23 protein-coding genes are annotated in these 25,920 nt (G+C 40.6%); 20 read left to right on the forward strand and 3 right to left on the reverse strand.

Annotation, left to right across the window (positions count from 1 at the left end; all coding sequences use genetic code 11):
* The first annotated feature begins 9 nt into the window (after positions 1–9).
* From pepV to brnQ, 4 genes are all read left to right on the forward strand, one after another.
* Positions 10–1,410, forward strand: a complete 1,401-nt coding sequence (pepV, locus tag AC3E9F_RS01170) for a dipeptidase PepV (protein WP_490672693.1) — start codon at positions 10–12, stop codon at positions 1,408–1,410.
* 53 nt (positions 1,411–1,463) lie between these two features.
* Complete coding sequence (locus AC3E9F_RS01175) at positions 1,464–2,054, forward strand: uracil-DNA glycosylase family protein (protein WP_490672694.1); 591 nt, start codon at positions 1,464–1,466, stop codon at positions 2,052–2,054.
* Positions 2,051–2,332, forward strand: a complete 282-nt coding sequence (locus tag AC3E9F_RS01180; RefSeq protein ID WP_490672696.1) for a rhodanese-like domain-containing protein — start codon at positions 2,051–2,053, stop codon at positions 2,330–2,332. Before AC3E9F_RS01175 ends, AC3E9F_RS01180 begins: the two co-directional genes overlap by 4 nt.
* Before the next feature lie 163 nt (positions 2,333–2,495).
* Positions 2,496–3,821 (forward strand): branched-chain amino acid transport system II carrier protein, encoded by a 1,326-nt coding sequence (brnQ, locus tag AC3E9F_RS01185; protein WP_490672697.1) that lies wholly within the window; start codon positions 2,496–2,498, stop codon positions 3,819–3,821.
* A gap of 38 nt (positions 3,822–3,859) precedes the next feature.
* Here brnQ and AC3E9F_RS01190 read toward each other — a convergent pair whose 3' ends face one another.
* Complete coding sequence (locus AC3E9F_RS01190) at positions 3,860–4,396, reverse strand: DUF1307 domain-containing protein (RefSeq protein WP_263393938.1); 537 nt, start codon at positions 4,394–4,396, stop codon at positions 3,860–3,862.
* A gap of 134 nt (positions 4,397–4,530) precedes the next feature.
* Here AC3E9F_RS01190 and AC3E9F_RS01195 point away from each other — a divergent pair, with 134 nt between their 5' ends.
* The 11 genes from AC3E9F_RS01195 (at position 4,531) to AC3E9F_RS01245 (ending at position 17,841) form a co-directional block, all read left to right on the forward strand.
* Positions 4,531–5,568, forward strand: a complete 1,038-nt coding sequence (locus tag AC3E9F_RS01195) for a M42 family metallopeptidase (RefSeq protein WP_490672698.1) — start codon at positions 4,531–4,533, stop codon at positions 5,566–5,568.
* A 1-nt stretch (position 5,569) separates the two neighbouring features.
* Positions 5,570–6,031 (forward strand): HIT family protein, encoded by a 462-nt coding sequence (locus AC3E9F_RS01200; RefSeq protein WP_263393936.1) that lies wholly within the window; start codon positions 5,570–5,572, stop codon positions 6,029–6,031.
* An 11-nt stretch (positions 6,032–6,042) separates the two neighbouring features.
* Entirely contained in the window at positions 6,043–6,780 is a 738-nt protein-coding gene (ldcB, locus tag AC3E9F_RS01205; protein ID WP_263393935.1) for an LD-carboxypeptidase LdcB/DacB, read from the forward strand.
* Between the two features lie 276 nt (positions 6,781–7,056).
* Complete coding sequence (gene pheS, locus AC3E9F_RS01210; protein ID WP_490672699.1) at positions 7,057–8,103, forward strand: phenylalanine--tRNA ligase subunit alpha; 1,047 nt, start codon at positions 7,057–7,059, stop codon at positions 8,101–8,103.
* Between the two features lie 131 nt (positions 8,104–8,234).
* Positions 8,235–10,640 (forward strand): phenylalanine--tRNA ligase subunit beta, encoded by a 2,406-nt coding sequence (gene pheT / locus AC3E9F_RS01215; protein ID WP_263393933.1) that lies wholly within the window; start codon positions 8,235–8,237, stop codon positions 10,638–10,640.
* 194 nt (positions 10,641–10,834) lie between these two features.
* Entirely contained in the window at positions 10,835–11,728 is an 894-nt protein-coding gene (locus tag AC3E9F_RS01220) for an ABC transporter ATP-binding protein (RefSeq protein ID WP_263393932.1), read from the forward strand.
* Positions 11,725–12,924, forward strand: a complete 1,200-nt coding sequence (locus AC3E9F_RS01225) for an ABC transporter permease (RefSeq protein ID WP_263393931.1) — start codon at positions 11,725–11,727, stop codon at positions 12,922–12,924. Before AC3E9F_RS01220 ends, AC3E9F_RS01225 begins: the two co-directional genes overlap by 4 nt.
* Positions 12,925–13,099: 175 nt before the next feature.
* Positions 13,100–13,675, forward strand: coding sequence for a DNA-directed RNA polymerase subunit delta (rpoE, locus tag AC3E9F_RS01230; protein WP_317852499.1), 576 nt, complete (start codon positions 13,100–13,102; stop codon positions 13,673–13,675).
* 269 nt (positions 13,676–13,944) lie between these two features.
* Complete coding sequence (gene pyrG, locus AC3E9F_RS01235; RefSeq protein ID WP_263393930.1) at positions 13,945–15,552, forward strand: CTP synthase; 1,608 nt, start codon at positions 13,945–13,947, stop codon at positions 15,550–15,552.
* Between the two features lie 96 nt (positions 15,553–15,648).
* Positions 15,649–16,602 carry a class I SAM-dependent methyltransferase gene (locus AC3E9F_RS01240; protein WP_263393929.1) on the forward strand — a complete coding sequence of 318 codons (954 nt, stop codon included), beginning with the start codon at positions 15,649–15,651 and terminating at the stop codon, positions 16,600–16,602.
* 48 nt (positions 16,603–16,650) lie between these two features.
* Positions 16,651–17,841, forward strand: coding sequence for an acetate kinase (locus AC3E9F_RS01245; protein ID WP_263393928.1), 1,191 nt, complete (start codon positions 16,651–16,653; stop codon positions 17,839–17,841).
* Between the two features lie 59 nt (positions 17,842–17,900).
* On the opposite strand, the gene birA is transcribed toward AC3E9F_RS01245, so the two are convergent.
* On the reverse strand, positions 17,901–18,836 hold the full coding sequence (gene birA / locus AC3E9F_RS01250) for a bifunctional biotin--[acetyl-CoA-carboxylase] ligase/biotin operon repressor BirA (protein ID WP_263393927.1): 936 nt from the start codon (positions 18,834–18,836) through the stop codon (positions 17,901–17,903).
* A 211-nt stretch (positions 18,837–19,047) separates the two neighbouring features.
* Between birA and AC3E9F_RS01255 the strand changes: the two genes are divergently transcribed.
* The gene (locus AC3E9F_RS01255) at positions 19,048–20,238 is read left to right on the forward strand and encodes an O-antigen ligase family protein (RefSeq protein WP_263393926.1); all 1,191 of its coding nucleotides are present in this window, start codon (positions 19,048–19,050) and stop codon (positions 20,236–20,238) included.
* A gap of 196 nt (positions 20,239–20,434) precedes the next feature.
* Here the strand turns inward: AC3E9F_RS01255 and AC3E9F_RS01260 are convergent, their stop codons facing one another.
* A complete protein-coding gene (locus tag AC3E9F_RS01260) occupies positions 20,435–20,983 on the reverse strand; it encodes an NADPH-dependent FMN reductase (RefSeq protein WP_263393925.1) in 549 nt (182 codons plus the stop codon).
* Positions 20,984–21,246: 263 nt separating this feature from the next.
* Here AC3E9F_RS01260 and AC3E9F_RS01265 point away from each other — a divergent pair, with 263 nt between their 5' ends.
* From AC3E9F_RS01265 to AC3E9F_RS01280, 4 genes are all read left to right on the forward strand, one after another.
* Positions 21,247–21,735, forward strand: a complete 489-nt coding sequence (locus tag AC3E9F_RS01265) for a cell wall elongation regulator TseB-like domain-containing protein (protein ID WP_263393924.1) — start codon at positions 21,247–21,249, stop codon at positions 21,733–21,735.
* A complete protein-coding gene (locus tag AC3E9F_RS01270; RefSeq protein WP_263393923.1) occupies positions 21,732–22,910 on the forward strand; it encodes a pyridoxal phosphate-dependent aminotransferase in 1,179 nt (392 codons plus the stop codon). The genes AC3E9F_RS01265 and AC3E9F_RS01270 overlap by 4 nt, the downstream gene beginning before the upstream one ends.
* A gap of 149 nt (positions 22,911–23,059) precedes the next feature.
* Positions 23,060–24,403: an asparagine--tRNA ligase gene (asnS, locus tag AC3E9F_RS01275; RefSeq protein ID WP_223338899.1), complete on the forward strand. Its 1,344-nt coding sequence runs from the start codon at positions 23,060–23,062 to the stop codon at positions 24,401–24,403.
* 271 nt (positions 24,404–24,674) lie between these two features.
* Positions 24,675–25,874, forward strand: a complete 1,200-nt coding sequence (locus AC3E9F_RS01280; protein ID WP_263393922.1) for an MFS transporter — start codon at positions 24,675–24,677, stop codon at positions 25,872–25,874.
* Positions 25,875–25,920: the final 46 nt, after the last annotated feature.

The raw sequence follows: 25,920 nt of genomic DNA on the forward strand, positions 1-25,920 counted from the left end.
GAAGTAAAAATGACAGTTATTGATTTTACAGCAGAAGTAGAAAAACGCAAAGAAGCCCTCTTGGCTGACCTATTCAGTCTATTGGAAATTAATTCAGAACGTGATGACAGCAAGGCTGATGCTCAGCATCCATTTGGACCTGGTCCAGTGAAAGCCTTGGAGAAATTCCTTGAAATCGCAGACCGCGATGGTTACCCAACAAAAAATGTTGACAACTATGCAGGACATTTTGAGTTTGGTGAAGGGGAAGAAGTTCTTGGAATCTTTGCCCACATGGACGTTGTGCCAGCAGGTAGCGGTTGGGATACGGATCCTTACACTCCAACTATTAAAGATGACCGTCTCTACGCGCGTGGTGCTTCTGATGATAAAGGACCAACTACAGCATGTTACTATGGTTTGAAAATCATCAAAGAGCTTGGTCTTCCAACTTCTAAAAAAGTTCGCTTTATTGTCGGGACTGATGAAGAATCAGGTTGGGCTGACATGGACTACTACTTTGAACATGTAGGACTAGCAAAGCCAGATTTTGGTTTTTCTCCAGATGCTGAATTCCCAATCATCAACGGTGAAAAAGGAAATATCACAGAATATCTCCACTTTGCCGGTGAAAACAAGGGGGCAGCTCGTCTTCACAGCTTCTCAGGTGGTTTGCGTGAAAACATGGTACCAGAGTCAGCAACTGCAGTTGTTTCAGGTGACTTGGCTGACTTGCAAGCTAAACTAGATACTTTTGTTGCAGAGCACAAGCTTAGAGGAGAAATCCAAGAAGAGAACGGCAAGTACAAGGTTACGATTATCGGTAAATCTGCCCACGGTGCTATGCCTGCTTCAGGTGTCAATGGTGCGACTTATCTTGCCCTCTTCCTCAGCCAGTTTACTTTTGAAGGTCCTGCAAAAGACTACCTTGACATTGCTGGTAAGATTCTCTTGAATGACCATGAAGGCAAAAACTTGAAAGTGGCTCATGTGGATGAAAAGATGGGTGCTCTTTCTATGAATGCTGGTGTCTTCCGCTTTGACGAAGCAAGTGCTGATAATACCATTGCCCTCAACTTCCGTTATCCAAAAGGAACGAGCCCAGAGCAAATCAAGTCAGTTCTTGAAGACTTGCCAGTTGTTTCTGTTAGCTTATCAGAACATGGTCACACCCCTCACTATGTACCAATGGAAGATCCACTTGTGCAAACCTTGTTGAATGTCTATGAAAAACAAACAGGTCTTCAAGGTCATGAACAAGTCATCGGTGGTGGAACCTTTGGACGTCTCTTAGAACGTGGTGTAGCCTATGGTGCTATGTTCCCAGACTCTATCGATACTATGCACCAAGCCAATGAATTTATCGCTTTGGACGATCTCTTCCGTGCAGCAGCCATCTATGCTGAAGCGATCTACGAATTGATTAAATAATGCCATAGAAGTCTGAGATTGTATGCTTGGACTTCTTTTTGGAGGGAAAACAGATGTCTCAAATCGAAAGAATCAAGCAAGCCATTATGGCGGACCCACAAAATGAGAGTTATACGAAACAAGGAATCGAACCTCTATTTGCAGCCCCAAAGACAGCTCGTATTAATATCATTGGGCAGGCACCTGGTCTCAAAACCCAAGAAGCTGGACTTTACTGGAAGGATAAAAGTGGAGATCGCTTGCGGGAGTGGTTGGGCGTAGATGAAGACACTTTTTATAACTCAGGTTATTTTGCAGTCATGCCCATGGATTTCTACTTTCCAGGTCATGGGAAATCCGGTGACTTACCACCTAGACCTGGTTTTGCAGAAAAGTGGCACCCTAAAATTTTGAAAGAATTACCAGATATTCAGTTGACACTTTTGATTGGGCAGTATGCTCAGGCTTACTATCTGCATGAGAAAGTCAGTGGAAAGGTAACAGATCGTGTCCATCGATATAAAGAGTATTTGCCAGATTATTTCCCTCTGGTACACCCATCACCACGTAATCAAATCTGGATGAAAAAAAATCCTTGGTTTGAAGAAGAAGTCTTGCCTGACTTAAAAGATAGAATCCAAAAAATTCTCGGAGAAGAAAAATGAAAGAAATTACTTTTAACAATTTTTACCAGCTTTATCAGAAAGAATCACTTTCTGTATTGGACGTTAGAGAAGTAGAGGAATTTGAAGCTCTTCATTTAGAAGGTGCTCGTAATTTCCCTCTCAGTCAACTGGCAGATACTTATGAACAACTAGATAAAGATAATCTTTACTACGTGATTTGTAAATCAGGAATGCGTTCAGCACGCGCTTGTCAATTTTTAGAAGAACAAGGCTATGAGGTTATCAATGTCCAAGGTGGCATGGATGCTTTAGAATAAGAAAAACTTCCTTTGAGACCGAAAATAAGAACGGTTTTAAAGGGATTTTTTTTGCTCTAAAAATCAGAAAATTGAAAACATTTTAGAATTATTTCAAGATAGCCTTTTCATGCCTTTAAACATGTTATACTAAGAAAGTATTTTAATGTTATAAGGAGAGTTTATGGCTAAAAAAGGTGCTTTAACAGGATTACTTCTGTTTGGAATATTTTTTGGAGCAGGTAACTTGATTTTCCCTCCAACTCTAGGCGCACAGTCTGGAGAAAACTTCCTTCCTGCCATTGCAGGATTTGTATTTTCAGGTGTTGGGATTGCTGTCCTAACCTTGATCATTGGAACCCTTAATCCAAAGGGCTATATTTATGAAATTTCTAAGAAAATTTCTCCATGGTTTGCGACAGTTTATCTAGCAGCCTTGTACTTGTCGATTGGTCCATTCTTTGCGATTCCGCGTACAGCAACAACATCGTTTGAAGTTGGGATCAGTCCACTTTTGGATCAAGCAGATAAAAGTCTAGGTTTGATAATTTTTACGGTTCTTTACTTTGTTGCAGCCTATCTCATTTCGCTGAATCCTTCAAAGATTTTGGATCGTATCGGTCGTGTCTTGACGCCAGTTTTTGCCCTCTTAATCGTTGTTCTCGTCATCCTTGGGGCCTTTAAATATGGTGGAAATGCACCACAAGCGGCTTCAGGAGCTTATCAGGCTTCAGCATTTGGAGCAGGATTCCTTGAAGGATATAACACTCTAGATGCTCTTGCTTCTGTTGCCTTCAGTGTAATCGCGGTTCAAACCATGAAACAACTTGGATTTTCAAATAAAAAAGAGTATATTTCAACTATTTGGGTAGTTGGAATTGTCGTAACACTCGGATTTAGTGCCCTTTACATCGGCTTAGGTTTCCTTGGAAATCACTTCCCAGTAACAGAAGAAGCGATGAAGAGTGGAACTCCAGGAGTTTATATCTTGTCGCAAGCGACCCAAGAAATCTTTGGTTCTACTGCTCAGATTTTCCTTGCAGCTATGGTAACCGTTACTTGTTTTACAACGACTGTAGGGTTGATTGTATCGACTGCTGAGTTCTTTAATGGACGCTTCCCACAAATCAGCTATAAAGTTTATGCGACCGTCTTTACCTTGATTGGTTTTGCCATCGCAAATCTTGGTTTGAGTGCCATTATCAAGTACTCTGTTCCTGTTCTTGTTGTCTTATATCCTATCACGATGGCCATTGTCATGATTGTGATTGTGAACAAGTTTTTCGCTCTTTCTAAACCAGGCATGCAACTAACTGTTGCTATTGTTACAGCTATTGCCATTGCAAGTGTTTTAGGATCTACATTTAAGATTGAGGTCCTTGCAAACATCGTGAACGCTTTGCCATTTGCTAAGGCTTCATTGCCGTGGTTAGTGCCAGCGATTGTTGGAATCTTACTATCTCTTGTTCTTCCAAATAAGCAAAAGAGTGAACCTTTTGAGATGGAATAAAAAAACCTTGGCTTATGCCAAGGTTTTTTCAATTCCTCTTAGTTCGTTTGTTCTTTATAACCATGTTCTGTTAACATTTTCTTAGAGGCTTTAAAACTTACATTTTTTCCAACACCTGAGTATTCTTCTGGTAAAGCTTTTCTAAGTTCATCTATGCTTGCAACTGAAAGGTCGATTTCAAGGTCTTGAACGACTTTACCGTCTTTAATCTCGACTGATAAAGTGACACCTTTGAGTCCTTTGTATCCTTTGTAGGTTTCTTCAATTAGGTTTTTTAAATCATCTGCATTATTGTTTAGGGCTTCAGGATCAGCGACGTTATGAGCAGTTTGTTTCACAACGTTATCACCGTCAACTGTATAGGTCAATGTTGACTGGATGCCTGGCTGAGAATCATTTACAAAAGTAACAGTTTTTAGTTCGGATTTCTTTTCGGTTGTTTTAGCTTCAGTAGTTTTTACCTCAGTTGTCTCTGCTTTTGAAGAGTTCGAAGTTGTTGATGCTTGTTTTGAACATCCCAACAAGAATGCCAACGGTAAGGCTAAGAGAAGTGTCGTTTTAAAATATTTGTTCATATTATTTCCTTTCATCATAAGAACTTTTTTTTCATTATACCATAAAATACTTTTGCAATCAAAGTATAATCGTTTTTCCTTTTTGCACATACTAAAATGGGAAAAGTGATATAATGGTAGCAAGAGGTGAAGAAATGAATCAAACTGTAGAATATATTAAAGAACTAACTGCTATCGCATCCCCAACTGGTTTCACGCGTGAAATTACGAATTATTTAGTTGAGACTCTTGAAAGACTAGGTTATCAACCAATTCGCACTGCTAAAGGTGGTGTTAATGTCACTGTTAAAGGTAAAAATGATGACAAACAACGTTATGTAACTGCCCATGTGGATACCTTGGGGGCTATTGTCCGTGCGGTTAAACCAGACGGTCGTCTCAAAATGGACCGTATCGGTGGCTATCCTTGGAATATGATTGAAGGCGAAAACTGTACGGTTCATGTAGCTAGTACAGGGAAAACTGTTTCAGGTACCATCTTGATCCACCAAACTTCTTGCCATGTCTATAAGGATGCGGGAACAGTTGAACGTACTCAGGATAATATGGAAGTGCGTTTGGATGAAAAAGTGACCAACGAAAAAGAAACACGCACACTTGGTATTGAGGTTGGTGACTTTATCAGCTTTGATCCACGAACTGTCGTAACTGAGACAGGCTTTATCAAATCGCGTCATTTGGATGATAAGGTCAGCGCAGCTATTCTCCTCAATCTCCTTAAAGTCTATAAAGAAGAAGGGATTGAGCTTCCAGTTACTACTCATTTTGCCTTTTCAGTCTTTGAAGAAGTTGGGCATGGTGCTAACTCAAGTATCCCTAGTCAAGTTGTCGAATATCTGGCTGTGGATATGGGAGCGATGGGAGATGACCAGCAGACAGATGAGTACACAGTCTCTATCTGTGTCAAAGATGCTTCTGGTCCTTACCACTATGAATTCCGTCAACATTTAGTTGCTTTAGCTAAAGAGCAAGACATTCCGTTTAAATTAGACATCTATCCATTTTACGGTTCGGATGCTTCTGCAGCCATGTCAGCTGGAGCAGAGGTTAAGCACGCTCTTCTTGGTGCAGGTATTGAGTCTAGTCACTCTTACGAGCGTACTCATATTGATTCTGTAGTTGCTACTGAGCGTATGGTGGATGCTTATCTCAAGAGTGAGTTGGTGGACTGATATGTGTTTGATTTGTGATCGAATTGAATTGATTAAGGCAGGGGAAAATCCCTACTTTGTAAAAGAACTGGAAACAGGCTATGTTGTCATTGGAGACCACCAGTATTTTGAAGGCTACACTCTATTCCTAGCCAAGGAACATGTTACAGAATTACATCATCTACATCCAACTGTCAAACTCCGCTTTTTAGAGGAAATGAGTCTGGTTCAGGAAGCTGTCTCTAAGGCCTTTTTTGCTGAAAAGATGAATGTAGAGTTGTTGGGAAATGGAGACGCTCATGTTCACTGGCATATTTTTCCGAGACGTGAGGGTGATATGAAGGGGCACGGTCTAAATGGACGTGGTCCAGTCTGGTGGGTTCCTTGGGAAGAAATGATTGCTGAAGAATATCAAGTAAAGGGAAGCAAATTAGAAGATTTGATTGCAAGATTATCTGAGACTTTAAACCAGATGAATAAATGAAAGGATAAACCATGAAAAAAAGATATCTTGTCTTGTCAGGATTATTAACCTTGACATTGGCAGCTTGTTCACAAGAAAAATCAGCTACTCCTGACGCAAAAACTTCTTCAGAGCAATCAACTGTTCAAGAAAAAACTGAAAGCATAAGGGAGCAAGAAGTTACAACTAGTAGCGAGGAAAGTAAACAAAAGAAAGCGGAAGTAGTCAACAAAGGAGATCACTACAGCATTCAAGGTAAGTACGATGAGATTGTTGTGGCTAATAAGCATTATCCTATGTCAAAAGATTACAATCCAGGGGAAAATCCCACAGCTAAAGCAGAGTTGTTGAAGTTGATTGTTGCCATGCAAGAAGAGGGATTTGCAATTAGCGATGATTACAGCGGTTTTAGAAGCTACGAATCACAAGAAAAACTTTATCAAAAATATATTGTTGAAGATGGACAAGAAACTGCTGATCGTGAATCGGCTCGTCCTGGATATAGTGAACACCAAACTGGCTTAGCTTTTGATCTTATTGATACGAATGGAGATTTAGTGACTGAAGAAAAGGCTGCCCAATGGCTACTAGACCATGCTGCAGACTATGGCTTTGTTGTTCGTTACCTCAAAGGTAAGGAAAAAGAAACAGGCTATATGGCTGAAGAATGGCACCTTCGTTATGTCGGAAAAGAAGCCAAAGAAATTGCTGCAAGTGGCCTCAGTTTAGAAGAGTATTACGGTTTTGAAGGTGGGGACTATGTTGATTAGTCGTAAAACATCTTGCAAGAATGTTTGAAATTTGATAAAATAAATAATAATTAAATAGGAATCTGCAAGACTAGTATCTCAGGGGAAGTATATCAGGGAGGAGAGCCGTGACTGAAAGCTCTCTATATGAAAGCTGGGTGAATTCACTTGCCTATGGATTCAGAAATAAAGGTCTGACTTGTCAGATAAAAACGGATGGTACCGCGTGTCAACGCTCCGAGTGGAGTTTTTGGCATGTGGTTTTCTTTTTATCTACGAGAGACTGATGGAGGAATTATGTCAACTATTGAAGAACAATTAAAAGCGCTTCGTGAAGAGACGCTAGCAAGCTTGAAGCAGATTACTGCTGAAAATGAAAAAGAAATGCAAGAATTGCGCGTCTCTGTCCTTGGTAAAAAAGGTTCCCTTACTGAAATCCTGAAAGGGATGAAAGACGTTTCTGCAGAAATGCGTCCAATTATCGGGAAACACGTCAATGAAGCGCGTGATGTTTTGACAGCTGCATTTGAAGAATCAGCTAAGCTATTGGAAGAAAAGAAAGTTGAAGCTCAACTAGCAAGTGAGAGCATCGATGTTACGCTTCCAGGTCGCCCAGTTGCGACTGGTCACCGTCACGTTCTCACACAAACCAGTGAAGAAATCGAAGATATTTTCATCGGGATGGGTTACCAAGTAGTGGATGGTTTTGAAGTAGAACAAGACTACTATAACTTTGAACGTATGAACCTTCCAAAGGATCACCCAGCTCGTGATATGCAGGACACTTTCTATATCACAGAAGAAATCTTGCTTCGTACTCACACGTCTCCAGTTCAGGCGCGTGCGATGGATGCCCATGATTTCTCAAAAGGTCCTTTGAAGATGATCTCACCAGGGCGTGTATTCCGTCGTGATACGGACGATGCAACCCACAGTCACCAATTCCACCAAATCGAAGGTTTGGTTGTAGGGAAAAATATCTCTATGGCTGACCTTCAAGGAACGCTTCAGTTGATTGTGCAAAAGATGTTCGGTGAAGAGCGTCAAATCCGTCTGCGTCCATCTTATTTCCCATTCACAGAGCCATCTGTTGAGGTGGATGTTTCTTGCTTCAAGTGTGGTGGAGAAGGCTGTAACGTATGTAAGAAAACTGGTTGGATCGAGATTATGGGTGCAGGTATGGTTCACCCACGTGTCCTTGAAATGAGTGGTATCGATGCGAATGTTTACTCTGGATTTGCCTTTGGTCTTGGACAAGAGCGTGTAGCCATGCTCCGTTACGGAATCAACGATATCCGTGGCTTCTACCAAGGCGATGTCCGCTTTTCAGAACAGTTTAAATAAGATTGAAACCTGAAACACAATCCTAAACAGTCGTTCTTGTTTTCACATGGTATAGAAATAGAAATGACTGACTCGAAGAAAAAGAAAGGAATTGAAAAGGTCTTGCTTGGTGGGACCTTACAATCAGAATTATGTTAGTATCATACAAATGGTTAAAAGAATTGGTGGACATTGATGTGCCATCACAAGAGTTGGCTGAAAAAATGTCAACCACAGGGATTGAAGTAGAAGGTGTAGAATCACCTGCTGCTGGTCTATCAAAAATTGTCGTCGGAGAAGTCTTGTCTTGCGAAGATGTGCCAGAAACTCATTTGCATGTCTGCCAAGTCAATGTGGGTGAAGAAGAAGCCCGTCAAATCGTCTGTGGAGCACCAAATGTGCGTGCAGGTATCAAGGTTATGGTGGCTCTTCCGGGTGCTCGCATCGCGGATAACTACAAAATCAAAAAAGGGAAAATCCGTGGCTTAGAATCACTAGGGATGATCTGTTCACTTGGTGAGTTGGGAATTTCTGACTCCGTTATACCGAAGGAATTCGCAGATGGTATACAAATCTTGCCAGATGATGCTGTTCCAGGTGAGGAAGTATTCTCATATCTCGACTTGGATGATGAAATCATCGAACTTTCAATCACACCAAACCGTGCAGATGCCCTTTCTATGCGTGGGGTTGCGTACGAAGTGGCAGCCATCTATGACAAGGCAGTGACCTTTAAAGAATTTACTTTAACAGAAACTACTGAAGCTGCAGCAGATGCTCTTTCTGTCAGCATTGACACAGACAAAGCACCATACTATGCAACCCGTATCTTGGACAATGTGACCATCGCACCAAGTCCACAATGGTTGCAAAACCTCCTTATGAACGAAGGTATCCGTCCAATCAATAACGTGGTAGACGTAACAAACTATATCCTACTTTACTTTGGTCAACCTATGCATGCCTTCGACTTGGATACCTTTGAAGGAAACGACATTCGTGTGCGTGAAGCGCGTGCTGGTGAAAAATTGGTGACCTTGGATGGGGAAGAACGTGAGTTGGACGTGAATGACTTAGTCATCACTGTTGCTGACAAACCAGTAGCCCTTGCAGGTGTCATGGGCGGACAAGCTACAGAAATCTCTGAAAAGTCTAGTCGTGTTGTCCTTGAAGCTGCTGTCTTCAATGGCAAATCAATCCGTAAGACTAGCGGTCGCCTCAACCTTCGTTCAGAGTCTTCTTCTCGTTTTGAAAAGGGGATCAACGTGGCAACCGTTAATGAAGCCCTTGATGCGGCAGCAAGCATGATTGCTGAATTGGCCGGTGCGACTGTTCGTAAAGGTATCGTTTCAGCAGGACAGTTGGATACTTCTGATGTAGAAGTTTCTTCAACCCTTGCTGACGTTAACCGTGTCCTTGGTACTGAGCTTTCCTACGCGGATGTAGAGGATGTTTTCCGTCGTCTTGGATTTGGCCTTTCTGGAAATGCAGAAGCCTTCACAGTCAGCGTGCCACGTCGCCGTTGGGATATCACTATCGAGGCGGATCTCTTTGAAGAAATCGCTCGTATCTATGGTTATGATCGCTTGCCAACTAGTCTTCCAAAAGGTGATGGGACAGCCGGTGAATTGACTGCGACTCAAAAATTACGTCGTAAAGTTCGCACCATTGCTGAAGGTGCTGGATTGACAGAAATCATCACCTATGCTCTGACAACTCCTGAAAAAGCGGTTGAATTCACGACTAAACCAAGCAACTTAACTGAGCTCATGTGGCCAATGACCGTGGACCGTTCAGTCCTCCGTCAAAATATGGTTTCAGGTATTTTGGATACAGTTGCCTACAACGTAGCTCGTAAGAACAAAGACTTGGCTCTCTACGAGATCGGAAAAGTCTTCGAGCAAACGGGTAATCCAAAGGAGGACTTGCCAAACGAAATCAACAGCTTTGCTTTTGCATTGACTGGTTTAGTTGCTGAAAAAGACTTCCAAACACCAGCAGTCCCTGTTGATTTCTTCTATGCCAAGGGAATTTTGGAAGCCCTCTTTGCTCGCTTGGGTCTTGAGGTGACTTATACAGCAACGCAAGAAATTAAGAGCCTCCACCCAGGACGTACAGCCTTGATCTCACTCGGTGACCAAGTTCTTGGTTTCCTCGGTCAAGTGCATCCGGTTACTGCTAAGGCTTACGATATTCCAGAGACTTATGTAGCTGAGCTTAATCTTTCAGCTATCGAAGCAGCCCTTCAACCAGCTGCTCCATTTGTAGAAATTACCAAGTTCCCAGCGGTGAGCCGTGATATTGCCCTTCTCCTCAAAGCAGAAGTCACTCACCAAGATGTGGTTGATGCCATCAAAGCTGCTGGAGTGAAACGGTTGACAGACATCAAACTCTTTGACGTCTTCTCAGGTGAAAAACTAGGAGTTGGAATGAAGTCTATGGCCTATAGCTTGACTTTCCAAAATCCAGAAGATAGCTTGACAGACGAAGAAGTCGCACGCTACATGGAAAAAATCCAAGCTTCACTTGAAGAAAAAGTCAATGCAGAAGTGCGTTAATAGTAAAAAATCCATCCTAAGGGTGGATTTTTTATCTTTGTAAATGCCGAATATTGGAAAGAAAAATAAGGTTGAATCTGATTCGTTTTGAGATAAAAAATTCCTAGTAAATTCTACTAATAAAAATGTACATAAATCCTTGTAATGGCTTAAAAAAGGAGTATAATGAGGGTAAGATGAGTAGGAGGTGGAATATGTTAGAAGTCCGCAATCTTGAAAAAAGTTTTGGTCCTAAAAAAGTTCTATTTGGTATAGATTTCCAAGCACGCCCAGGGCGAATTTTAGGTCTAGTTGGGAAAAATGGAGCTGGGAAAACAACCATTTTTCATAGTATTTTGAAATTTTTAGAGTATCAGGGCGAGATTCAGTTTGATGGTCAGGAAATTCGTCAGGAAACCTATGCTCGGATTGGCTATCTACCCGAAGAACGTAGTCTCATGCCTAAATTGACAGTTCTTGAACAAGTGCGTTATTTGGCAACCTTAAAAGGCATGGATGCCAAAGAAGTCAAAGAAAAACTCCCTCAATGGATGGAAAAACTGGAAGTCAAGGGGAAACTGACAGACAAGATTAAGAGTCTCTCAAAAGGGAATCAACAAAAGATTCAGCTAATCATTACTTTAATGCATGAACCAGATTTGATTATCCTAGATGAACCTTTTAGTGGTCTGGATCCAGTCAATACCGAATTGCTCAAGCAGGTTATCCTCAAAGAAAAAGAACGTGGTGCAACCATTATCTTTTCAGACCACGTCATGACCAATGTCGAAGAGCTATGTGATGATATCCTTATGATTCGTGATGGGCGTGTCGTCTTGCATGGACCAGTCCAAGATGTTCGTAATCAATACGGCAAAACGCGACTCTTTGTTGCAAGTGAAAAGAGTCAGGAAGACTTGGAAAAACTCCCACATGTCATTCATGCTAGCTTGACCAAGCAGGGAATTTGGAAGCTCATCCTAGATGATGAAAATGCTGGACAGGAGCTCTTTGCTATCTTGACTCAAGGACACTATATCGCGACCTTTGATCAGCAAGCTCCGACAATTGATGAAATCTTTAAACTAGAATCAGGGGTGGAAGTATGAGAAATATGTTGGTTGTAATCAAAGAAACCTATCTACGTCATGTCAAATCCTGGAGTTTCTTCTTTATGGTAATCTCGCCATTTCTCTTTATCGGTTTATCTGGAGGAATTGGGTATCTCCAAGGTTCTTCTCTAGCTCAAAATAATAAGTTAGCAGTGGTTAGTTCGGTACCTGCTGTTACAGAAGGACTCAAATCGACCAATGGCATTAACTTTGACTATAAGGATGAAGCCAGTGCCCAAGAAGCTGTCAAGGATGAAAAAATAAAGGGCTATCTAACGATTGACCAAGAAGGTAGTGTCCTCAAGGCAGTTTATCATGGTGAAACTTCCCTTGAAAGTGGTATAAAGTTAGCTGTGACCACTAAGTTGAATGAACTCCAATACCAACTCAATCGTTCGGAGGCGCATTTATCTGAGGAACAGGAACAACACTTGGCACAAACGATTCAATTCTCAGAGCAGATTGATGAAGCCAAGGAAAGTAAAAAGATGGTCCAAACCTTTGCGGCGGCTGGACTGGGCTTCTTCCTCTATATGATTTTGATTACTTATGCCAGTGTCACTGCTCAAGAAGTGGCTAGTGAAAAAGGCACAAAAATTATGGAAGTGGTCTTCTCAAGTATTCGTGCTAGTCATTACTTTTACGCACGTATGATTGCCTTACTTCTTGTCATTTTGACTCATATTGGTATTTATGTTGTAGGCGGCTTGGGAGCAATCTTATTCTTTAAAGATATGCCTATCTTGGCCAATTCAGGTATTCTAAGCCACTTGGGAGAAGCCTTTTCGGTCAATACCTTGTTGTTTGTCTTGGTTAGTCTCTTTATGTATGTGGTCTTGGCAGCCTTTCTGGGTTCTATGGTTTCGAGACCCGAAGACTCTGGTAAGGCCTTGTCCCCTTTGATGCTCTTAATTATGGTAGGGTTTATAGGGGTAACCGCCTTAGGAACTTCTGGGGATAATTTGGTTTTGAAAATTGGCTCTTATATTCCATTCATTTCAACCTTCTTTATGCCTTTTAGAGCTATTAATGGTTATGCAAGTAGTTTAGAAGCATGGATTTCGCTTGCAATAACAGTTGTATTTGCCGTAACTGCAACAGCCTTTATCGGGCGTATGTATGCAAGCCTAGTTCTCCAAACAGATGATTTAGGGATCTGGAAAACCTTTAAACGAGCTTTAAGCTATAAATAAAGTAGCGGACCTGTGAGTGTATCTCCCAGGTCTTTCAATTAGCTGAAATATTTCACATTATTTCTTCTAAACCTTTGACTATTAGGCAAAATTATCGTACAATAAAGAGTACATGATAAAATGAGACCAGAGTTTATATGCTCTGGCGTTAGTAGTAAAAAAGAGGAGAAACGCTTTGGAATTAGAAGTATTTGCTGGGCAAGAAAAAAGTGAACTATCTATGATTGAGGTGGCTCGTGCCATCTTGGAACAACGTGGTCGCGATCACGAGATGCATTTTAGCGATTTAGTCAATGAAATCCAAAACTATCTTGGTACCTCTAATAGCGATATTCGTGAAGCCCTACCTTTGTTCTATACAGAGTTGAACTTTGATGGTAGCTTTATCTCTCTTGGAGATAACAAATGGGGCCTTCGTTCATGGTATGGAGTAGATGAAATTGACGAAGAAATCATTGCACTTGAAGAAAGTGACGATGAAGAAGTAGCACCTAAGGCTAAGAAAAAACGTGTCAATGCCTTTATGGACGGAGATACGGATGCCATTGATTATGGTGCAGATGATCCAGAGGATGAGGACGCCTACGAAGAAGATCCAGCTCTTTCTTATGATGATGAAAATCCAGACGATGAGAAGAACGAAGTAGAAGCCTACGACGCTGAAATCAACGAAATTGCACCAGACGATCTTGGGGAAGATGTCGATCTTGTTGAAGAAGACGACGAAGATTCTGAGGACGAAGAAGAATAATATCATACAACAAGGAAATTTCCTTGTTGTTTTTCTTTTCTGAATAGAACTATAAATCTAGCAAAGAATGACATTTGACAAATGAGCCAAATTGAGGTAAGATATTGTTCGGGCACCTCTTTTAGAGGTCGGAGCTCCCTAGTTATTAGGGAGCTATTTTTGTTTTTCCAGGTAAATGATCATCCTGGATTGTAGTTATCGGTGAAGGTCTTGTTTCCTATCTCCCCTCGTAGTTAACAAGACCTTGAACATTTTAGAAAGAGGAATCTATGTCTACGAAATATATTTTTGTAACTGGTGGTGTTGTATCGTCTATTGGGAAAGGAATTGTTGCAGCGAGTCTAGGGAGGCTCTTGAAAAACCGTGGTTTGAAGGTAACCATTCAAAAATTTGACCCTTATATCAATATCGATCCAGGGACCATGAGCCCTTACCAGCACGGAGAAGTCTTTGTAACAGACGATGGAGCAGAGACAGATTTGGATTTGGGCCACTATGAACGTTTTATTGATATCAATCTCAATAAATACTCAAATGTGACAACTGGGAAAATCTACAGTGAAGTTCTTCGTAAGGAACGTCGTGGAGAGTATCTTGGTGCAACGGTCCAAGTCATTCCTCATATTACAGATGCCTTAAAAGAAAAAATTAAGCGTGCTGCTCTAACGACGGACTCTGATGTTATTATTACAGAGGTTGGTGGAACAGTCGGTGATATCGAATCCCTTCCATTTCTAGAGGCACTTCGTCAAATGAAGTCTGATGTCGGCGCAGATAATGTCATGTATATCCATACAACCTTACTTCCTTATCTAAAGGCAGCGGGTGAGATGAAGACCAAACCAACTCAACACTCTGTCAAAGAATTGCGTGGTTTAGGAATCCAGCCAAATATGTTGGTTATTCGTACAGAAAAGCCAGCTGGACAAGGAATAAAAAACAAACTAGCTCAGTTCTGTGATGTAGCACCAGAAGCCGTTATAGAGTCATTGGACGTGGATCATCTTTACCAAATTCCACTGAATTTGCAAGCTCAAGGCATGGATCAAATCGTCTGTGACCATTTGAAAATTGATGCACCTGCAGCAGACATGACAGAATGGTCAGCTATGGTTGACAAGGTCATGAACCTCAAAAAACAAGTTAAAATTGCTCTTGTTGGTAAGTATGTCGAGTTGCAAGATGCCTACATTTCTGTCGTAGAGGCCTTGAAACACTCTGGTTATGCCAATGATACAGAAGTCAAGATTGATTGGGTCAATGCTAACGATGTGACAGCTGATAATGTAGCGGAACTATTAGATGACGCTGATGGAATTATCGTTCCAGGTGGTTTTGGTCAACGTGGGACAGAAGGTAAGATTCAAGCGATTCGCTATGCTCGAGAAAATGATGTACCAATGTTGGGAGTCTGCTTGGGAATGCAATTGACTTGTATCGAGTTTGCCCGTCATGTTTTGGGACTTGAAGGGGCTAATTCAGCAGAGCTTGATCCTGATACAAACTATCCGATCATCGATATCATGCGTGATCAGATTGATGTTGAGGACATGGGGGGAACCCTTCGTTTGGGCCTTTATCCTTCTAAGCTAAAACGTGGTTCTAAGGCAGCGGCAGCTTATCATAACAAAGAGGTGGTGCAACGTCGTCACCGTCACCGTTATGAATTTAACAATGCCTTCCGTGAACAGTTTGAAGGAGCAGGTTTTGTCTTTTCAGGAGTGTCACCAGACAACCGCTTGGTCGAAATAGTTGAGATTCCAGAAAACAAATTCTTTGTGGCTTGTCAGTACCATCCAGAGCTTTCAAGTCGCCCAAACCGTCCAGAAGAACTCTACACTGCTTTTGTGACAGCTGCAGTTGAAAATCGTAAATAGTAGAATAAACCTTTGAGAGTCAACTCAGAGGTTTTTATTTGATTTCAGTATCATGAAAATCTGGAAAATCAGTTCTGAATTTGGTAAGATAAGATTATGGATTTTGAAAAAATTGAACAAGCATATACCTATTTATTAGAAAATGTCCAAATCATTCAAAACGATTTGGCGACTAGCTTTTATGACGCCTTGATAGAACAAAACGGAATTTATCTAGATGGCCAAACCAATCTGGAAGATGTCAAGAAAAACAATCAAGCTTTAAAACGTTTGGCACTTCGAAAAGAGGAGTGGTTACGGACCTATCAATTTTTGTTAATGAAGGCAGCGCAAACAGAACCTCTTCAAGCCAACCACCAGTTCACGCCAGATGCCATTGGTCACTTGATGATTTTTATCATAGAACAGCTTTGTCCTATTGAAGATTTAAGTCTTTTAGAGTTAGGTTCTGGGATGGGAATTTTAGGAGCAAGCTTCTTAACGTCCATGAACAAAAAAGTAGACTACCTAGGGATTGAGATTGATGATCTCTTAATTGATTTGGCTGCGAGTATGGCGGAAGTTATGGATCTTCAAATGGGCTTTGTCCAAGGAGATGCGGTACGTCCACAAGTATTAAAAGAAAGTGATATCATTGTGAGCGACCTTCCTATTGGCTACTACCCAGATAATCAGATAGCTTCGCGTTACCAAGTTGCAGCTGAGGGGGAACATACTTATGCTCATCATTTGTTAATGGAACAATCTCTCAAGTATCTCAGAACAGGAGGCTATGCAATTTTTCTAGCTCCAACAGATCTCCTGACAAGTCCTCAGAGCGAACTTTTGAAATCATGGCTGACTGAACAGGCTCAACTAGTAGCAATCATCGCTTTACCAGAGGATCTCTTTGCACAGGGAGCTCAGTCTAAAACAATCTTTGTTCTACAGAAGAAGACGGGAGAAGCGATTGAACCATTTGTTTATCCACTTACGAGTCTTCGTGACCCTGAAATTTTGATGGAATTTAAAGAAAATTTTCAAAATTGGTGTCAAGAACATGAAATCTAATGTAAATTTTGATATAATAGCTGAAAACGCTTAAAAAGGGGAAACATTATGACAAAAACCATTGCAATTAACGCTGGAAGCTCAAGCTTGAAATGGCAACTTTACCAAATGCCAGAAGAAAAGGTGCTTGCAAAAGGTTTGATTGAGCGAATTGGATTGAAGGATTCTGTATCAACAGTTAAGTTTGATGGTCGTTCTGAAGAACAAGTTCTTGATATTGAAAACCATACTTTGGCTGTAAAAATCTTGCTTGATGACTTGATTCGTTTTAATATTATTAACTCTTATGATGAAATTACTGGTGTTGGACACCGTGTCGTTGCAGGTGGTGAGTACTTCAAAGAGTCTACAGTTGTTGAAGGCGATGTCTTAGAAAAAATTGAAGAACTAGGACTTCTTGCTCCATTGCACAACCCTGCAAATGCTGCAGGTATTCGTGCCTTCAAAGAATTGTTGCCAGATATCACAAGTGTAGCGGTCTTTGATACATCATTCCACACAACAATGCCAGAAAAAGCATACCGTTATCCATTACCAACTAAGTACTATACAGAAAACAAAGTTCGTAAATACGGTGCGCACGGAACAAGTCACCAATATGTTGCTCAAGAAGCAGCAAAACTCTTGGGCCGTCCACTAGAAGAATTGAAATTAATCACTTGCCATATTGGTAACGGTGCTTCTATTACAGCTGTTAAAGGTGGTCAATCAATCGATACATCAATGGGATTCACTCCACTTGGTGGTGTTATGATGGGAACTCGTACAGGGGATATTGACCCAGCTATCATTCCTTATTTAATGCAATATACAGAGGACTTTAACAAACCTGAGGATATCAGTCGTATTCTTAATCGTGAGTCAGGATTGCTGGGTGTTTCAGGTAAGTCTAGTGATATGCGTGATGTGATTGCTGCAATGGAAGCAGGGAATCATGATGCTACTTTGGCCTTTGAAATGTATGTTGACCGTATCCAAAAACATATTGGCCAATACTTGGCAGTCCTAAACGGAGCAGATGCTATCATCTTTACTGCTGGTGTTGGTGAAAATGCAACACTTGTCCGTGAGAAAGTCATCTCAGGCATTTCTTGGTTTGGTTGTGATGTAGATCCAGAGAAAAATGTTTTTGGTGTAACTGGAGACATCTCTACAGATGCTGCAAAAATTCGTGTCCTTGTCATTCCAACGGATGAAGAACTTGTTATTGCGCGTGATGTTGAACGTTTGAAAAAATAAACGATAAGAAAATCGACCTTCTCAATAGAGAGGTCGATTTTTATGTTGTTGACGAGTATTTACCATTTGGTAAGCGAAACTTCACCGCTATTGAGCCAGATTTTTGCACCAGTTGCTAATTCTATCTGTAGTTGGCCCTGATCCGAAATGTCACAGGCTTTTCCTGAGATGATTTCCTGATCCTTCTTGAAGGAAATTTCTTTTCCTAAAACGATGGAGCGTTTTTTATAGAGATAAAGTAGCTCATCGGCATCTGTTTCGTAGAAACATTTCCAAATTTCAGCAATCAGTTCATTGCGAGTGATGGGGCTGCTTTTAGAAAAGAGACTTCCAGCTTTCCCTTGCAGATTTTTTGGAAAATCTGCGATAGAAAAGTTAATTCCAACACCAATAATAACATCTGTAACAAGTCCGGTTTCGACAGAAGTGATAGCTTCAGTTAGAATACCAGCTATTTTTTTCTGATTTAGATACAGATCATTTACCCATTTAATGTCTAAATCAATCAAGCTCAAATTTTTAACAGCCTTATAAATAGCAGCAGCAGTTAAGAGTGTATAAGCTGGTAAATCTAGATAAGAAAGATTGGGTTTGAGGTGGAGAGACATATAGATTCCCCCCTTGTCTGGAGAGTAGTAGGGACGTTGAAATCGACCACGGCCCATCGTTTGGCTAGTCGAGAGGTAGAGTGTATCTCCTTTGGCACCAGCTTCCATAGCCTCCTTGGCATCACTCTGGGTTGATTTGGTGATAGGTTTAAATTGAACTGAGATTGGGCTGTTAGCTTCTATTTCTTGAGGTAAGATTAGGTCACCATGAAGAAGTTTGTAACCACGGTTTTTGATGCTGTCAATTTCTAAACCTTCTTGTTGGAGGCGTTGGATAGCCTTCCAAACAGAGGTGCGAGAGAGGTTTAATATTTCAGCGATTTTCTCTCCGCTTAAATAATCTGTTTCATGAGCTAAGATTTTGTAAACTTCTTGGTAGGATTTCATACTAGGTCCTTTCTGAAACAACTAGATTTATTGTACCATATTTTTAAAAAAGGATGCGTGGTTTAAGAGATATCTTCACCCAATATAAAATTTTACCTAGTTTTAGTTAGGTTGCCATGGACAAAGTGGTTTTCAAATCATTTGAAAAATGGTAAAATGTTTTAATAGTTTATTTATCTGAGCTTTATAGCGCAGAGAGAAAGGATCTGTTGTGAAATCAATAGGTATCATTGAAAAATTGAAAGGCTTATCCAAGCAAGAGTTAGTCTTGCTAACTGTTATTCTAAGTATTTTCTTGCCTTTTTATATTTTCGTTATTATTTTTATCGCCTACTTAATAGGTCTTATATTTACAGGAGAGATGAAGGGGATATTAAAACGATTATCCCACCATTTTATCTTACTTTTATTTATCGGCTATAGTGGTGTTATCTCTCTTTTAGCTCAAAATGTGATGGGGATGGTTTCCACTTTAGGAATGTTCCTCTTTGCAATTTTCTTTTACTATTACCAGGCTCATCTAACCCCTAAATTTTTTAGATTGGTTTTACAGGCGGTTCTGTCGCTTAGCGTGTTGGCCTCGGTTTTCGCAGCTCTAGAGCATTTTCAAATTGTAAAGAAATTTGATTATACTTTCTTATCACCTAAGATGCAGGTTTGGCATCAGAATCGTGCTGAAGTAGCCTTCTTTAATCCTAATTATTATGGAATTATCTGTTGCTTCTGTATTATGATTGGATTTTACCTAATTAGTACAACTAAATTGAGATGGTTGAGAATTTTCTCAGTGATTGCAATTTTTGCGAATTTGTTTGGATTAAATTTCACCCAAAATAGAACAGCTTTTCCAGCTATTATCTTTGGTGCGATTATTTATCTTTTCACAACCATTAAGAACTGGCGTGCCTTCTGGCTCAGTATTGGAGTATTTGGTGTTGGTCTAGCCTTCCTCTTCTCGAGTGATTTGGGAGTTCGAATGGGAACGCTCGATTCATCTATGGAAGAACGAGTATCTATCTGGAACGCGGGTATGGCCTTATTCAAACAAAATCCCTTCTGGGGTGAGGGTCCCCTAACCTATATGCACTCTTACCCTCGTATTTTTGCTCCTTATCATGAACATGCTCATAGTATTTACATTGATACGATATTGAGTTACGGTGTAGTAGGGACGGTATTATTAGGGATTGCCTCTTCAGACCCAATCCGAAAATTAATCGATATGAGTCAAGTACCAAGTAAACGACCTATCCTTGGACTTTATCTTTCATTTTTAACAGTAGTTGCTGTACATGGAATTTTTGACCTGGCCCTCTTCTGGATTCAATCAGCCTTTATCTTCCTTCTAGTGATGTGTAGTTTACCACTCAAACATAGTATGGTTTCAGAACTTGTTGATTAATAAAAAAGAGAGTGGGACAGAAATCGGTCATTCGTTAGAATTCGATTTCGTCGTCCCACCTCCGCACAGTTGAGTAGGGCTGTAAAAGCTGATGAAATCAGTGTAGTAGAGCCCACTCAACCACTGCGTCTTGCTCGACAATCCAAAGACAATTGAGAGGCTAGGACTTTTGTCCCAGCCTCTTTTTTTAATTCAATTATTGAATAGCCTGTACTAAGTCATCAGCTTGTTTTTCTAGAGAAGCAACGACGCTATCTTCAAGGACTAGTTTACCATCTGCCCAAGCAGAATCATTGACACGAGCTGCGGTAAAATCACCAACAACTTGTGTACGGATAAATGGTAGAAGGTCTTTGTAGATTGCAAAGAGTTGATCGTGTCCTGCATTTGCTACAGAAGATACAGTAACAATCTTATCTTGAAGAGCAGAAGCTCCACGAGTGTCAGATAAGTCAATAGCGCGTGAAAGCCAATCTAGTAAGTTTTTCACTGGCCCAGGAATTGAGTGATTATAAACCGGTGAGAAAATCCAGATAGCATCCGCAGCTTGAACTGCTTCACGAGCTTCAGCGACAGCTGGAAGAGTTGGGACTTCAAGGTCTTGACTAAATAGAGGAATGGCTGAGTAGTCAAGATAGCTAACCTCAGCTTTGCCTGCAAGAGCTTTTTCAGCTTCTAGTGCCATTTGATGGTTGAATGAACCTTCTCGAAGTGAACCAACAATAAATAATACTTTTTTAGACATAGGGAGTCTCCTTTAAAGTTTTTTATCAGAATTAATCTGTTGTTACAAAACATATTACAACAAAACGAAGTCATTTGCAAGAAATACGCTCAAAAAAATAAAATCAATAAAGTGTAAGATTCCATTTAAGAATTAAGACCATGGGAAAGTCTATAAAAACACTGCTTGAAGTCGTGTCATGATCTCCTAAAAACGTATCGAGAATCTAGATTCCTTCCCTTTCTTCACTTGTAATTCACTTGGATAGATGGTAAAATAGACGAGTGAAAAAGAGACAAAAAAAAGAAAAAAATTCCCTATTATTTCAGTACATTATTGGTATCACTTTGTTAACTCTAGTCATCACTTCTTCCTTTCTTTATTTAGTATGGCTCAGCATGAAGCCATATCGGACTGCTAAGGTTGAAGGAGAGAAGCTTGCTAAGCAGTATGCGAATCTAGAAACGGTAAACCAAGTTGATTTATTCAATGGCTTAGAAAGTTATTATAGTGTTCTTGGTCAAGATAAAAATCAGAAACCAGTTGCTGTTTTAATAGAAAAAAACAACAATAATATTTACGTATATCAACTAGAAAATGGTACTTCTCAAGAAAAAGCAGAAGCAGTTGTCAGAGAAAAAGGAGCAACTGAGATTGATAAGATTACCTTTGGACGGTACGCTAACAAGCCAGTCTGGGAAATCAAGTCCGGAGGAGACTATTATCTAGTAGATTTTGAATCTGGCGCCTTAGTCGAAAAGGAGAAACAATGAAATTATCCAAACGTGTCTTAGAAATGGAAGAAAGTGTCACTCTGGCTAGTGATGCAAGAGCTAAGAAATTAAAGGCGGAAGGAAAAGATGTTCTTTTCTTGACTCTAGGTCAGCCCGATTTTCATACTCCTAAAAATATTCAGGATGCTGCAGTTGAGGCTATTCGAGATGGACGTGCTTCCTTCTATACGGTGGCTTCAGGTCTGCCTGAGTTAAAAGCAGCGGTCAATACTTATTTTGAACGTTATTATGGTTATTCTGTGGCAGCTACTGAAGTCACGTTTGCGACTGGTGCCAAGTTCTCCCTTTATACGTTCTTTATGGCTGTGGTTAATCCTGGAGATGAGGTGATTATTCCAACTCCTTACTGGGTTAGCTATGGCGATCAAGTGAAAATGGCAGAAGGTCTTCCAGTATTTGTCCAAGCCAAGGAAGACAATCACTTTAAAGTAACTGTGGAGCAATTAGAAGCGGCTCGCACAGATAAGACCAAAGTCTTGGTTCTTAACTCACCATCTAATCCTACCGGTATGATCTACTCTCGTGAGGAATTGTTAGCCATTGGAAACTGGGCAGTTGAGCATGACATTCTCATCCTAGCAGACGATATTTATGGACGTTTGGTCTATAACGGGAATGAATTTGTTCCAATCTCTAGTCTTTCAGAAGCTATTCGCAAACAAACCATTGTCATCAATGGAGTGTCTAAGGCCTACGCTATGACTGGTTGGCGGGTAGGTTATGCAGTAGGTGATCCAGAAATTATTGCTGCTATGAGCAAATTGACTGGTCAAACGACTTCTAACCTGACTGCTGTATCTCAATACGCAACAATCGAAGCGCTCACTGGTCCACAAGACTCAGTAGAAACGATGCGTCAGGCTTTTGAGGAACGTTTGAATACCATTTATCCACTCTTGTGTCAGGTCCCTGGTTTTGAGGTCGTCAAACCTCAAGGAGCTTTCTACCTCTTCCCAAATGTTAAAAAAGCTATGGAAATGAAGGGTTATACAGATGTAACTGCATTTACAACGGCTATTCTTGAGGAAGTGGGTCTGGCCTTGATTACTGGTGCTGGATTTGGAGCCCCAGAGAATGTCCGTCTCAGCTATGCGACAGACCTAGATACACTTAAAGAAGCCATTCGTCGTTTGCACCAATTTATGGAAAAATAAGAAGTTAAACCTCCGTCCCATTGGCGGAGGTTTTGTAGTTAAAAACTTATGAATTTCTGTTAAACTAGCTAGCTATCAGGTATTATTTGTGGTACAATAGTGGGTAATAATGTCTTTGGACAAGTTAAACGAAAAAAGGAAGATAAACGATGACAAAACGTGTAACAATTATCGAAGTAAAAGATTACGTTGGTCAAGAAGTCACAATCGGTGCCTGGGTTGCCAATAAATCAGGAAAAGGGAAAATTGCCTTCTTGCAATTGCGTGACGGAACTGCCTTTTTCCAAGGTGTGGCTTTCAAACCAAACTTTATCGAAAAATTTGGTGAAGAAGTGGGACTTGAAAAATTTGATACCATCAAACGCTTAAGCCAAGAAACATCTGTCTTTGTGACTGGGATTGTCAAAGAAGACGAACGCTCTAAATTTGGTTATGAGCTCGATATTACAGACATCGAAGTCATAGGTGAATCTCAAGATTACCCAATCACTCCAAAAGAACACGGAACAGACTTCTTGATGGATAACCGCCACTTGTGGTTGCGTTCACGCAAACAAGTAGCAGTGATGCAAATCCGTAACGCTATTATCTATGCAACTTATGAGTTCTTTGATAAGAATGGCTTTATGAAGTTTGATAGCCCAATTCTTTCAGGAAATGCAGCAGAAGATTCTACAGAACTTTTCGAAACTGACTACTTTGGAACACCAGCTTACTTGAGCCAATCTGGTCAGCTTTATCTTGAAGCTGGTGCTATGGCTCTAGGTCGCGTCTTTGACTTTGGTCCAGTATTCCGTGCGGAGAAATCTAAGACTCGCCGTCACTTGACTGAGTTCTGGATGATGGATGCGGAGTACTCATACTTGACACATGATGAGTCACTTGACTTGCAAGAAGCTTATGTTAAAGCGTTGCTTCAAGGTGTTCTAGATCGTGCTCCTCAAGCCTTGGAAACCTTGGAACGTGATACAGAGCTCTTGAAACGTTATATTGCAGAGCCATTCAAACGTATTACTTACGATGAAGCGATTGATCTATTGCAAGAGCATGAAAATGATGCAGATGCTGACTACGAACATTTGGAACATGGTGATGACTTTGGTTCACCTCACGAAACTTGGATTTCAAACCACTTTGGTGTGCCAACTTTCGTAATCAACTATCCAGCTGACATCAAGGCTTTCTACATGAAACCAGTTCCTGGTAACCCAGACCGCGTACTTTGTGCAGACTTGCTTGCGCCAGAAGGTTACGGAGAAATCATCGGTGGTTCAATGCGTGAGGAAGACTACGATGCCCTTGTCGCTAAGATGGAATCACTTGGAATGGATCGTACAGAATACGAATTCTACCTTGATCTTCGTAAATATGGTACCGTACCACACGGTGGATTTGGTATCGGTATCGAGCGTATGGTAACCTTTGCAGCTGGCACTAAACACATCCGTGAAGCTATTCCATTCCCACGTATGTTGCACCGTATCAAACCTTAATAACTATGAGGCTGGGACAGAAGTCCTAGCCTCTCAATTGTTTTTGGATTGTCGAGCAAGACGCAGTGGTTGAGTGGGCTCTACTACGCTGATTTCATCAGCTTTTACAGCCCTACTCAACTGTGCGGAGGTGGGACGACGAAATCGAATTCTAACGAATTACCGATTTCTGTCCCACTCTCACTTTAAATGAAAGAGGTGGAGAAAATGTAGGCAAATCTAGGTAAGTCTTTTAGAAACAATCAAATTACATATTGAAAGAGAGAAAACGATGTTTAAAAGAACTTACAAACGCAATATTCCTCTCCTAGCAGGACTGGAATTTACATCTTATTTTGGAATTACTAGTTTTTGGATTTTATTTTTCATTCAGAATGGTCTTTCCTTGCTTCAAATCGGTCTATTAGAGAGTATCTTTCATGGGACAAGTCTCTTGTGTGAGATCCCATCTGGTATGTTGGCCGATCGATTTAGCTACAAGACCAATCTCTATTTGGCTCGCTTGGCCAGTATTGTATCCTCTATCTTGATTTTGATTGGTCAGGGGAATTTTTGGATTTATGCTCTTGCCATGATGGTCAGTGCTTGGTCCTATAATTTTGACTCGGGAACCAGCACCGCTTTCTTATATGATTCTGCTGTAGAAGCGGGTCAAAAGGACCGATATCTTCAGATTTCTAGCTTTTTGTCTGGTGTGGCAGAAGTCACCCGAACCCTAGGTACAGTTGTCGCAGGCTTCTTTATTCACGGAGCATTGGCTTGGACCTATCTAATTGCTATTGGATTATCTTTTCTTTCTATAATCTTGATTTATTTTATGAAAGAACCAATGGCTAAGAGAGGAAGAAATGAAGTCTTAACCTTTAAAACGATTGTCCTGCAAGTTCGAAAAGAATGGCAGGAAAAACCAGTACTCTTTTACTGGATGATGACTTATCAGCTAGTCGGGACACTCATGTGCATGTTTTACTTTTACTATCAGCAGAAAATAAGTGACTTAGTAGGATGGCAGGTATCGCTGGTCATGCTGATTGGTAGTGGCTTAAATCTTATAGCAGTTTATGTAGCTAGTCAAATTGGTAAAAAATGGAATAGCAATCGAGTTTTTCCGACTCTTGTTGCACTAACGGGCTTGTCCCTACTATTGGTGTTTTCTGGAACACCCTTTGCTTTTCTTCTTATATATCTTTTAACCAATACACTTTATGCAGTTTATCAGCCTATCTATTTCAATGACTTGCAAGGTTATTTACCTTCCAGTGTAAGAGCAACTATGCTTAGTATCAATTCCATGCTCTTTAGTCTTTCCATGATTGTCATTTTCCCATTGATAGGTTGGTTGATTGATCGTTGGGGTCTTGTTGCTGTCTTTTTAGTTCTAGGCCTTATCTTACTTTTAATTTATCCTATATTAATAATCAGCCTAAAAAGGATGGGCAAGCTATTAAATCAGGACTTAAAAACTGAATAAAGCACGAAACCCTATTTGCCCAAAGAGCCTTCTTGTGATAAAATAA

Source organism: Streptococcus sp. SCPM-O-B-15277 (M60) (assembly GCF_058200335.1).